Source organism: Polaribacter vadi, assembly GCF_018861005.1.
Taxonomy (GTDB): Bacteria; Bacteroidota; Bacteroidia; order Flavobacteriales; family Flavobacteriaceae; genus Polaribacter; species Polaribacter vadi_A.
Genome location: NZ_JAHKQL010000031.1, coordinates 1 through 12,500, shown reverse-complemented (window position 1 = coordinate 12,500; position 12,500 = coordinate 1). Strand labels below are relative to the sequence as shown.

At 32.9% G+C, this 12,500-nt stretch carries 7 protein-coding genes; all 7 read right to left on the bottom strand.

Annotation, left to right across the window (positions count from 1 at the left end; genetic code table 11):
- Positions 1-46 precede the first annotated feature (46 nt).
- A complete protein-coding gene (locus KO506_RS12995) occupies positions 47-613 on the bottom strand; it encodes a Crp/Fnr family transcriptional regulator (protein ID WP_215995354.1) in 567 nt (188 codons plus the stop codon).
- A gap of 95 nt (positions 614-708) precedes the next feature.
- Entirely contained in the window at positions 709-1,626 is a 918-nt protein-coding gene (locus KO506_RS12990) for a helix-turn-helix domain-containing protein (protein WP_215995353.1), read from the bottom strand.
- Entirely contained in the window at positions 1,627-2,028 is a 402-nt protein-coding gene (locus KO506_RS12985) for a hypothetical protein (RefSeq protein WP_215995352.1), read from the bottom strand.
- Positions 2,029-2,039: 11 nt separating this feature from the next.
- Positions 2,040-2,516, bottom strand: coding sequence for an SRPBCC domain-containing protein (locus KO506_RS12980; RefSeq protein ID WP_215995351.1), 477 nt, complete (start codon positions 2,514-2,516; stop codon positions 2,040-2,042).
- Between the two features lie 361 nt (positions 2,517-2,877).
- Positions 2,878-5,859 (bottom strand): WD40/YVTN/BNR-like repeat-containing protein, encoded by a 2,982-nt coding sequence (locus tag KO506_RS12975; protein WP_215995350.1) that lies wholly within the window; start codon positions 5,857-5,859, stop codon positions 2,878-2,880.
- Between the two features lie 8 nt (positions 5,860-5,867).
- Positions 5,868-8,627 carry an alpha/beta hydrolase family protein gene (locus KO506_RS12970; RefSeq protein WP_215995349.1) on the bottom strand — a complete coding sequence of 920 codons (2,760 nt, stop codon included), beginning with the start codon at positions 8,625-8,627 and terminating at the stop codon, positions 5,868-5,870.
- A gap of 179 nt (positions 8,628-8,806) precedes the next feature.
- Entirely contained in the window at positions 8,807-12,037 is a 3,231-nt protein-coding gene (locus tag KO506_RS12965; RefSeq protein ID WP_215995348.1) for a WD40/YVTN/BNR-like repeat-containing protein, read from the bottom strand.
- Positions 12,038-12,500 lie beyond the last annotated feature (463 nt).

The window sequence follows — 12,500 nt, the reverse complement described above, 5'->3', positions numbered from 1 at the left end:
TAAATACAAAGGTCAGTAAAGAATATATAAAAACACTGAACTCAAGTTAAGTAATTCGTTTTCTTATTCTGCTCAACGCTTGTGGTGTTACACCAATATATGAAGCTATATATTTTAATGGAATTTGTTGTAATAATTTTGGACTGTCAAAAAACAAATCTAAATATCTTTCTTCTGCAGTTTTACTCAATAAAGAAAGCTCTCTTTTTGATTTTATTAGATACATATTTTCAGCCATTTTTCTTCCAATAATATTTCCATTATTTGTTCTTTTATAGACTTCTTGTAAGTCTTTATTTGAAATTTGCCATAAAATAGTTTCTGTCAACGTTTCAATTTGATATTCAGAAGGAGATTGTGTCAAAAGAGAATCATAAGCTGTAACGAATTCGTTTTCAAATAAAAACCCGAAAGTTAAATCAGTTTCTTCTTTTGGGATATAAAGTCTAATTATTCCTTTAGAAATAAAAGATAATTTAGTCTCTATTTTTCCAGATTCTAGTACTGTAGTATTTTTATCAAATTTAACTTTCTTTAGTTTCGAAGAGAAAAAATTCCAGTCAGAATTGTTCAATGGAGATATGTTGTCAATAAACTTTCTGATTTCGTTCATCTGTGTTTTTGCTTGTTTTCGCTAACGACTAGTATAAAAGAAGTTGCGAATTTATTTATTTTCACCTCAGTTCTTTGTTAGGCATCTGGGCTTTATTAATTCATACTTTGTCTATATTCGATTGGGCTCATTGAAGTGTTTTTCTTAAACATTTTACTAAAATATTGAGGATATTCAAATCCTAATTTATAAGCAATTTCACTAGCACTATCTTTAGAGTTTAACAAGTTGTTTTTTGCTTTTTCTATTATGTAATGATGAATATGCTCTTGCGTACTTTTGCCTGTTTCTTTTCGTAATAAATCACTTAAATATCTTGATGACATATTCATTTCATCAGCACAATACTTTACGGACGGAATACCTATTTTCAAATGTTTTTCTGCTTTATAATAATTTTTCAATAATTGTTCAAAATCACTTGCTACATCTTTGTTTAAGTTTGTTCTTATATAAAATTGTCGATCGTAAAAACGAGTACAATAGTTTAACAATAATTCAAGGTTTGAAATAATGAGTGTTTGACTGTGTGAGTCTATGTTATTACTGTATTCTTTTGTTATTTTTTGCGTTATATCTGTAATTGTATTTCTTTCTTCATCAGATAAATGCAATGCTTCATTAGAACCGTAAGAAAAGAAAGCATAACGTTCTATCTTCTTACCAAGTTCCGATTTTCTAATTAAATCTGGATGAAAAACCAATGTCCAGCAATCATCATCTTCTGTTTGGTAAGATGTATTAAATTCTAAAACTTGATTTGGAGCAGTGAATATCATTGAACATTCTTGAAAATCATATGAATTTCTACCATATTTCGAAATCGTATACGGACAATTTCCTTTAATACTTATTTGATATAAGCCTAAAGAATATTTAAAGTTTTCATTTGATGCTTGCCTTTGCTCTTTGCCAAATTTAAATACAGAAATCAAAGGATGCTTTGGTTTTCCCAAATTTAGAGATTGATGAATTTCGTGAACACTTTCAATATGTATATTTTCTTTTTTCATTTATACGATAAAATGTGATTTTGAAACAGCCGAATTTAAAAGAAATACAGAGGTAGCAAGATAAAAAATCAATTCAGTAATATATGCTTTTAAACTCCATTGTTCCGACATAAAATCAAAAGTTTCTATGGTGCATAATACTGCTAAATTAGAAAACAATACTAACATTAAGAATGGGGTTACATTCCAATGGGTTAAATATCCGATTAAAAATGTACCTCCTGCTAAACTTATTAGCAGCCAATGTACAAACTGTACACCATTAGGATAAGCCTTGTTTTGTAACTCAATAAAAGGCTTAATTCCTGTGAAATATTCAAAAAATCCAGCCAAACCCCAAACAAGCATAACTACAGACCAAATTACTAAAAGAATTAAATATGTTTTTGACGCAATTATCATTGTTGTAATTTCTAGTTAAATCGTTGTTCTACTTCTTTCTTTAATGCTTGATTAAATCCTTGATACCCTTTTACATATATTTTTGATAAATAACCACCCAAAAGAAAAGTAGCTCCTTTTGTTAACTCATCTTTTTGAATAAATTTTGAAGTGTTATTGTCGATTGCTTCAATAATAAAATGATGATTATCACAAATACCCATTGGCCCTTTTTCTGCCCAATAAAATGACTTTCCTTCATCTACTTGAATTGTATGGTCTATAGAATTGTGTTTTTCTTTAGACGGATTTAATTGAAACTTAGCCGTAATTTTATTACCATCTTTCAATTCACCTTGAATGTCTGTTAAAAATATTGCCCATTTTTTATAAGAGTTAGTATCTTTAATAACAGACCAAACTTGTTCTGCTGATGCATTAATTATTATATCTGTATAAATTTTTCGGTGAGAGGCTTTTACTTTTTCAACTTTAATTATTTCTTTCATTTTTTCTTTTTTTTACTATTAGTAATGAAAGACAAAATTAGATGATGTTTAAATGGATACTGTATTCGATTTACGGATTGTTGTATTCTTTTTGACGTAGTTTTTACCTTTTTTTGTCCTAAAAATATGGCTAAAGGTTAAAATTAATTTGAAGCACCTAATTTGCAAATACTATTATAGAATACAATAAAAGAGAACCTTCAATAACTTCGCTATTTAATTTCAATGAAAATATCTTTTTATTTGTGTAATTCTCGAGGATATATGAGTGTGTAATTTGGTTTTAAAACTATAAATAAATGGCATTACTACTTTATATAAAAAGTAATAATGCCATTTTAATTGAATTTACTATATGTATTTATTCTGTAGCTTCTTGTTTTAATTCCTCAAACTTATTTAACAACTCCGTATATCTTTTTTCAGCTTCTTGTCCTGGTTTTTGGTCAGCACTACTAATCATATATAACAGATAAGATACTTGAGCCACAAACATTTGTTGCGGATACACTACACTATCATTTTTAAGTTGTTTTAGTACCTTTTTAGCTTTATCAGACTTGTCTTTTTCTAATTTTGCCTGTAGTTTGTTTGCTTTGGATAATAAAACCGTTACTTTTTGTTGTAAAGCAATTTGATTTACTAAATCAGTTTTGGTTAAGCCACTTGCGCTAACTCTAGGATCCATTTTAATTTCGAAATCCTGTTCAAAAGATTGCCCATCTACCTTTAATTTAGCAGTATATTTACCTGGTGCTACTAAAGGACCTCTTTTATAACTTCTTCTTTTGTTGCTAGACCAAGCCCCTTTACTACGTAAATCCCAATTAAAACGATTAATCCCTGTTTTGGTTTCTAGCTTAGTATCTACATATCTGAATACTTGACTTAGGTTCATGTCTTCTACATCGTCTACGTTATTTATTAGTTTTTTATCACTAATAATACTTGCTACACTATTTTTATTAGCATCTAGAATTTCTAATTCAATGGGTGCTTTGTTTCCTTTTGGCAAATAATAATCGATAATTACACTAGTTCTTGGATATTGTGTTACACTTTTTGTACGCCCTACTTTCGGATAACGATAACGAATAATATCGTCTGGTTTAAACAATACAGGTGCATTGCCTAGCGTATTTATATTTGTGTCTCTTAAGGCAGTAATATTGTCTAGAATCCAGAAAGCACGCCCCATTGTACTTAAAATTAAGTCCCCACGAAATATCTTAATATCCGTAATTGGGGTTACTGGTAAATTCTGCTGAAAAGATTGCCAGTTTTTCCCATCGTTAAAAGAAATAAACATTCCGTATTCAGTACCTGCATACAATAAACCTGGGCGAACTGGATCTTCTCTTACTACTCTAGTATAGTAATCGTTAGGTATACCATTGTCTGAAGTTGAAATTAATTCCCAAGAAGCCCCATAATTAGATGTTTTATAAATAAACGGTCTAGCATCACCTAACAAATGTCTTTCTACAGCAATATAAGCCTTAGCAGGGTCAAATTGCGAAGGTGCTACAGATTCTACTCTTCCACCCTTTGGCATTTTTTTAGGCGTTACATTTTTCCAAGTTTTACCACCATCTTGAGTTACAGAAATTACCCCATCATTAGAACCTGTCCAAATCAACCCTTCTTTTAGTTTCGATTCTCGGATGGAATACAAAGTACTGTAATACTCTTCTCCTGTGATGTCTCTCGTAATTGGACCTCCAGAAATCACTTGTTTGTCGGCTTCAAAAGCTGTTAAATCTGGTGAAATGGTTTCCCAAATTTCACCATCGTTAACGGTTTTGTGTAAATACTGCGAACCATGATACACCACATCAGGATTATGAGGTGATACATGAATGGGTGCTACACGTTGAAAACGGTATTTTAAATCCTTTGGATTATGACCGTAGATATTGGATGCCCCAACATAATAACTTTTTTCTGTACCTGTTGTTTTGTCGAATACAAAAAAACGACCTTTACAATTAGCATATACAATATTGGCATTGCCCGGTTTTGGTACAGCAGGTCCAGTTTCACAACCTCCAGTATTCATAATCCAACCAGCACCTGGGTATTGAATGGCACTTGGTGGAAAACTAGGTACAGAAACAGTACTGCTATTATCTTGTTGGCCAGCATACAACCAATATGGATATTGGTCGTCTACTTCTACTTGATACAATTCTGCTGTAGGTTGGTTAAATTGGGTAGACCAAGTTTTCCCTCCATTATGTGAAATATTGGCACCTCCATCATTAGCTTGAATTAAAAGTTCTGGATTATCTGGATTCAACCAAATGTCGTGATTATCTCCATGTGGTACGCTCATACGATCCCAAGATTTTCCACCATCTGTAGATTTTAACAACGGATTAGCATTGGAATATATAATGTCTGGATTGGTAGGATCTAACTCTACATTAACATAGTAAAAAGGACGGTTTAGCAAGCCTTTATTACTAGATACCTGCACAAAAGATTTCCCTTGATTTACAGATTTATACAAACCACCTTCTTTACCAGGTGCTTCTATTATGGCATATAAAATACTAGAATCTACAGGAGATACTGCTAAATCTATTTTGCCAATTAAGCCTTTAGGTAATCCGTTTTCTAGTTTTTCCCAATCTTTACCACCGTTAATAGATTTGTAAATTCCGCCTTCATCTTGAGTTCCCCCAGAAATAATGGTCCAAGGTTTGCGTTCTGCTTTCCAAGCTGCAGCATATACAATGTCAGGATTATTAGGTAATAATTCTAAATCAGCAAAACCTACTTGATCAGAAATGAATAAAACCTTATCCCAAGTTTCCCCACCATCTGTAGTTTTGTAAATACCACGTTCGCTGTTCGCTTTAAAGGCATTACCAATGGCAGCTACCCAAACTGTATTGTGGTTTCTTGGGTCTATTTCTACAGCTCCAATTTGACCAGTTTCTTTTAAGCCTAAATGTTCCCAAGTTTTGGCGCCATCAATAGATTTGTATACCCCTTTACCTGAAATCACATTACTTCTTAACCCGTCTGAACCAGTACCTACATAAATGACATTGGGATCATTAGCTGCAACTTCTATAGCTCCAATAGATGGGGTAGCAAAATAACCATCAGATACATTTTGCCAAGAAACTCCATAATCTTCAGTTTTCCAAACTCCACCACCAGAAGCACCTAAATAAAATGTGCCTGGTATTTGAGGAGTACCAGTTACTGTGGTAACTCTACCTCCCCTTTCTGGCCCTACAGTTCTGTATTGAAAAGCATCGAAATCTTGAGCTTTGATTCCCAATGCCATTAATACAAAAAGAAGACTAATTTTTATTGTTTTAAATTTCATACTATTTGTTATTTATCTTCTTTTATGAGTTCGTACCCTTGGTTGATTCCTTTTTCTATAGCAGGTACCCCACGTTCCATCCACATTGGTTTTTGAGCTCCTTTTAAATAATAATCGAAGAATTGCGCCAAACGAATGTTAAAGTCGATTCTATTTTGCATTTTTAAAGGCCAGTGAGGTTCGCCATTATAGTTTAATAACCAAGAAGGTTTGCCTAAACGTCTTAAGCTTACAAAAAATTCAATTCCTTGATACCATGGCACGTGTCCGTCTGCATCATTGTGCATGATTAATAATGGCGTTTTAATTTTATCGATATTAAAAATCGGAGAGTTTTCTACATAACGTTGTGGATATTCCCAAGGTGTACCACCTATTCTACTTTGTGTATGCTCGTACTGAAACTGTCTGCTTAGACCTGTCCACCAACGTATACCTCCATAAGCACTAATCATATTTGGTACTGGAGCACCTGATTCTGCAGCTTTAAAAATGTTGGTTTTGGTAACTAAATAGGCAATTTGATAACCACCCCAACTGTGTCCTTGTACACCAATATTGTCTTTGTCTACAAAACCTTTGTCAATTAAAGAAGTAATTCCTGGAATTACACAATTTAAGGCACTCTCACCAGGATAACCATCTCTATAGGTAATGTCTGGATTAAAAATTAAATACCCACGACTCGCATAGAAAGGATAATTGATGGTAGATCTACCATAAGATGGTGCACGATGTCTGTAAATACCGTCTGAATTTTTCTCATAGAAATTCACAATCATTGGGTATTTCTTATTCGGATCGAAGTTTTCAGGTTTTACTAACATTCCCTTTAAAGGTTTTCCATCTAAAGAAGTCCATTCTACCATTTCTATAGTACCCCAATTGTAGTCTTTTTGTTGTGGATTGGCGTCTGTAATTTGTTTTGGTGCTTTTAGGTTTACGTCTGTTACATAATAATTTGGGAATTCTGTAAAGTTTTGACGTGTGTAAAGTAGTCTGTTTTTCTTATCCTTTTGTGCTAATTTATAGCCACCATAAGTATGCTCACTTTCTACCAATTGAGTCAATTTCTTTTTCTTTGGATTGTAAAGTGCTATACCCCCTAACTTGGTTTCCTCGTTAAATGTTCTAAGAAACCAGTTGTTGGTATTTGATATTGATTTTTCTTCATTATCTAATTTTACATAACGATAATTGGTGTCTTTAGTTCTCCCCTTGGTTAATTTTTCTGACTCTCCAGAATCAGGATCAAAGGCCCAAATGTCATAACGATCGTAAATTAATAATTTTTCATCATTCTCTGTCCAGCCCATAGAACGATATCCTCTAGGATCGTCTGGGTAGTCATGTGTTTCGTTGTAAAATTGCTTACCTTTAGTTAATGCTTTGTAGTTTAAGGTTTTTAAGTTGTAGGTAAACCAAGTAGTATCTTTTCTAGAATAACCATACAAGTAGTTCCCTTTTGGACTTAAGGAATTACCTCCATAAATCTTTTTGCCAATGGTTGCAGTTGCTCCTGTTGATAAATCTACTCGCATCATATCCATAGCACGTTGTCCAGTCCATTGACTCTCTAACATATAAGGCGTATTGTTTCCAATAATTGCATACTCTGAATTTCCTTCGTCTGCATAACGTACTACATCATACTCTGTATTTGCAATTTGTACCATTTTATTACTGGTAAAATCATACAAAGATAAAAAGGCTTTCTTCTGATCTCTTTTTACTTGCATTTCTTGTACTGTGTATAGTCTTGGCTCATTGTACGTCCATACTTCTACATTTACAATTTCTTCTTTAAGTAGTGTAGTATCTTGTACAATAGGCGGTTTTCTTAAACCAAAAAATAGTCGCTCTTCGTTTTTAGAAAATGTTAACCTTTGGTCTGGAGAAACTAATAATTTTGCTGCATTCTTTTCTGAAGCTACTAATTCTTTGGCAGTAGTTTGTCCTTTTTTCCATCCTAATAATATTGGTTTTTTAATTAAGCTTTTTGTAGAGTCTGCATCTACTACAAAACCAATTTTATCACCCGAATCTGAAATTTCAATTTGCGGATATTTGGTTTTTTCGTGACTTTGATAGATTAAATTAGAAGTTTTGTTCTTAACATCGTATTGATAAACCCCACTTTTTAAAACTTCTTTTATACCTGTAGTTGCATATGTAATGATTTGTCCTTCTTTAGAAATTGCGTGTTTTGTAACAAATTTAAGGGTATCTTCTACACCACTTTCCAAGTTACGCACCACAATATGGTAACCATTTTTACTAGAAACCTTTTTGATTTTCTTCTTTTTGTTCTTGGACTTTGTTTTGCTTTTTGTTTTGTCTTTGTCTTCTGGCTTATCTGTCTTTGTTTTTTTAGTTTTTGCTTCACCTAATTCATAAGCAACAATGCCCGACCATTTCTCAGGGATTTTATAAGATTTTACGTTTGGTATTTTATCTACCTTTTCTTTATTGATATTAAAGATGATTAAGGTATCTGTTGGATAATCTTTCTTTTTTACTTTTTTACGTTTTAATTCAGTAATGCTGTCTTTGTAAGCATTTACAGAAAATAAAACAAATTTAGAATCGTAGGTAAAATCTCCCCCTTTTGTGCGAGGGTATTCCATGATTTGGTTTCCCTTTGTACTTTTAAGGTATAAGGTTTGGTCTTTTTCATCTTGACCTAATCCGTATAAAAAATAATCTCCAGAATTGGAAATATTTGCATTTTTAATTTGGTTCCATAATGCTTTGTCTTCATGTTGCATTATTTTTTTTTGCGCTTGGAGGGAAATTGCGACGCAAAACAATAGAATTGTTGACAAGATTTTCATAAAGGTGTTTGTTTTAATTTGAATTTATATGTGTAGTGCTGTTGTACTACCTTACTACTGAATTTAAAAAAGTGAATGCCTTTTATAACATTCACTTTATTTTGTTTGCTGTATTAGTTATTAATTAATCCTTGCCCTTCTATCCAAGGAGCACCAGCTGCTTTTAATCCTTTTTCGATATTAATTAGGTTCTTTTCTGATACCCCTTTTAACTGCGATTTTACTTTAACCAGTTGCGATTTTACACGTTCTAATAATTGTTTATGCGTACCTGTTGGCCCATAAGTATTACCAAAAGCTCGCCAAGATAAACCATTACCATCATTAGCAGTGGGATTTGATTTTTCCCCTACTTCACCTTTTACTGTGCTACCATTTAATTCTTTTTGAATAGCTAATAATTGTAACCTGGTATCGTTAATGTCTTTTAATAAAGCATCATTAGGTGCTGTTGTTTTGTTTGCGGCTCTTTTCATTGCTGCAATGGTTTTTATTTGACGATTCATTAAGATGTTTGTCGCCATTAAATCTTGTTGAAAAGCAAATACTTCTTTTCTAAAGTCATTCACTTCTTTGTAAGACTTTCTTGGTAATGCACCATCATACATTGGTACTACGTTAAACGTTTTAGGCTCTTGTAAAATAGTAGTTACACCATCTACACGTTTTACTAATGTAGCTGTGTAAGTACCTGGAGTTACCATAATATTGCTTCTGCCTCCAATTCCGTCTCCACTAGCGTTTAAACTTTCTCCTCTTTTATTCGGATAATTCAATTTCCAGTTTACGCGGTTAAAACCTTTTTGGTTAGTCCCTTTTACTGTGTTTACAATGTTTCCTTCTGCGTCTTTTATTATTAATAAAACTAAGGGGCCATCTTGATTATTTTCCTTTTCAAGGGCCTCCCAACCAGGAAAGTCTGTATTTGTTTTTTCTCTCTTTTTACGAATGTCTTTTAAAGATTTGATTTTATCTGACATATAGTACGTAAACTTAGCCCCATATGGTGCATTAGGGGCTTTATATTCAGCATCTCCTTGACCAGTTACTCTACTTGCTTCTTTGTACCAATAAGCATCCTTTATAGGAAACAAAGTAGCATCTTTAGACAACATTTCTTTTTTGAATAATCTTAATGGTGTAATATCATCTAAAATAAAGAAACCTCTACCAAAAGAAGCCCCAACCAGGTCATTTTCTCTTCTTTGAATAGTAATATCTCTAAACGAAATAGTTGGCACTCCACCTTTTAATTTTAGCCAGTTTGTACCTCCATTATAGGTAAAATAGATTCCGTATTCTGTAGCAGCAAATAATAAATCTTCATTGACATGGTCTTGAACAAGTCTCCATACTAATAAACGCTCAGGAAGATCTCCGTTGATTAATTCCCAGTTTTTACCTTTGTTGGAGCTTTTTAAAATATATGGTTTATAATCTCCATATTTATGATTGTCTACAGCAGCATATACTACGTTTTTATCAAATAAATCTGCACGAACGTCATTTACAAATGGTACATGCTCTACTCCCTTTATACTATTGATTTTAAACTTGTTCCAAGTAGTACCACCATTTTCGGTGGCCTGTATAACTCCGTCGTCTGTACCTGCATATACTAATCCCTCTTGTTTAGGTGATTCTGCCAATGAAGTAATTGTATTATAATCTGACATAGCTTTAGTGTCCCAAGCATTATCCCAACTTTGTTGTTTGCCATAATATGGGATTTTCATTCTTTCTGTTTTCTCGGTTAAATCGCTAGAAATTGGTGACCAATCATCACCTCTGTTTTCAGATTTCCATACACGATAAGATGCAAAGTATAATCTCTTTGGATTATGTGGACTTACTAAAATCGGAGCATCCCAATTGAACCTTTCAAACGGATCACCTTCTAAAGCTTGCGGTTGAATGTAAACAGTTTCTTTAGTGGTTTGGTCAATTCGCCATAATGCTCCCTTTTGAAACTCACCATAAGTAATGTTTGGATTACCAGGTTCTATAGCAGATTGATGACCATCTGCCCCTAAAGTTTTCCACCAATCAGAATTGGCAATTCCGTCTGAATATATTGACTGTGAAGGGCCTCCATGAGATCCATTATCTTGCGTACCTCCATAGATTTTGTAAAAAGGTTTACTATCGTCTACTGCCAATTTAAAATATTGTGTAACAGGTAAGTTTCTGATAAACTTCCAGCTGTTGGTTAAATCGAAACTTTCATATAACCCACCATCTGTACCAAATAATACATAATTAGGGTCTGAAGCTTTAAATGCCATTGCATGACTATCTACGTGCTTGTTACGTTCGTTCATTCTGTGAAAGGTTTTGCCATGATCATCAGAAATTAATACATAGTTATTCATTAAAAATAGTTTTCCTTCATGATGAGGAGAAGCGTATAACTCTTGATAATAATGAGGACCTGTACCCCCAGAAACTGTATTAGATTGTTTTTGCCAAGATGCTCCACTATTAGCAGACATGTACAAACCACCTTTAGTTCTGTCTGTTTCTATAACTGCATAAATAACATCAGGATTAAAAGGAGAAATTGCTAAACCAATTTTACCTAAGTTAGAACCCGGAATTCCTTTGGATAATTTTTGCCAAGTTAACCCACCATCTATACTTTTATGAATACCAGAACCTTTACCACCCCCTAAATAACCAGCAACAGTTCTGTGTCTTTGCCAAGTAGCTGCATATAAAACATCAGGGTTTCTTGGATCTATAACTAAATCTGTTGCGCCTACCCATTCTGTATCTCCTAAAGTTTGTGTCCATGTTTTTCCTCCATCCGTAGATTTAAAGATTCCTCTTTCTCCTCCTTTAGACCATAAAGGTCCTTGAGAAACCACCCAAATTATATTAGAATCTTTTGGGTGAACTATAATTTTAGAGATGTGGTCTGAGGTTTTTAAGCCCATATTTTTCCAAGAAGCCCCATCATCATGGCTTACGTAGACTCCGTCTCCAAAAGCTACATGACGTCCTCCCACATTTTCTCCTGTACCTACCCAAATGGTATGCGTATTGTTTGGATCTATGGTAATAGCCCCTATAGAATAAGAATTTTGTTTATCGAAAATAGGTTTCCATGTAGTACCAGAGTTCGTTGTTTTCCAAACACCTCCAGAACCAACAGCCACATACCAAACATTCTCATTGTTAGGATGAATTACTATGTCTGCAATTCTACCAGAGGTAAATGCAGGCCCTATATTTCTAAGTTTTAAACCTTGAAAGGTTTGTTCTGTTAATTGTTGCGCATGTAATGGCATTGTTATTGCAAATAGCAATAGACAAAACATACATAGTTTAGTTATTGTTTTCATTATTAGTTTGTGTTTACGAAATAGTTGTTTTTATTATTGATTATGCTCAACACTTATTGAAAGTATTCGGATAAATTTATTCTCATTATTAGGTATAATGTTAAACAGCTTAATAATATATTTATATTATTAAATTGATATTCAATAAATTATATAGATTCAGCAACTTTGAGGTTATTTCAATTATAATGACTACAATTATATTTTTTACAGACTTTTCTTTTTAAATATTGTCTTAAATTATTGATTGAAACAACATTATTTTTATCTAAAAATAAGAACGATTTCTATTGTGAAAAATCTGTATTATGTTTTGATTGGTTACAGTGTAAATGGATAGAAATGAGTGAAGTAAATTTCCTTGCATACGTTGGTAGTTTTGAATGAATTAATTGCATCTAATTTAAGGAGTTTTTAACAAATACTCTGTGTAAACAGAGTTATGCTCAGAATTTTAACGCAT

Excerpts from the sequence above, each read along its gene's own strand:
- KO506_RS12980 (WP_215995351.1), bottom strand. The coding sequence starts at position 2,516 with ATGAAAGAAATAATTAAAGTTGAAAAAGTAAAAGCCTCTCACCGAAAA.
- KO506_RS12985 (WP_215995352.1), bottom strand. The coding sequence starts at position 2,028 with ATGATAATTGCGTCAAAAACATATTTAATTCTTTTAGTAATTTGGTCT.
- KO506_RS12970 (WP_215995349.1), bottom strand. The coding sequence starts at position 8,627 with ATGCAACATGAAGACAAAGCATTATGGAACCAAATTAAAAATGCAAAT.
- KO506_RS12975 (WP_215995350.1), bottom strand. The coding sequence starts at position 5,859 with ATGAAATTTAAAACAATAAAAATTAGTCTTCTTTTTGTATTAATGGCA.
- KO506_RS12990 (WP_215995353.1), bottom strand. The coding sequence starts at position 1,626 with ATGAAAAAAGAAAATATACATATTGAAAGTGTTCACGAAATTCATCAA.
- KO506_RS12995 (WP_215995354.1), bottom strand. The coding sequence starts at position 613 with ATGAACGAAATCAGAAAGTTTATTGACAACATATCTCCATTGAACAAT.
- KO506_RS12965 (WP_215995348.1), bottom strand. The coding sequence starts at position 12,037 with ATGAAAACAATAACTAAACTATGTATGTTTTGTCTATTGCTATTTGCA.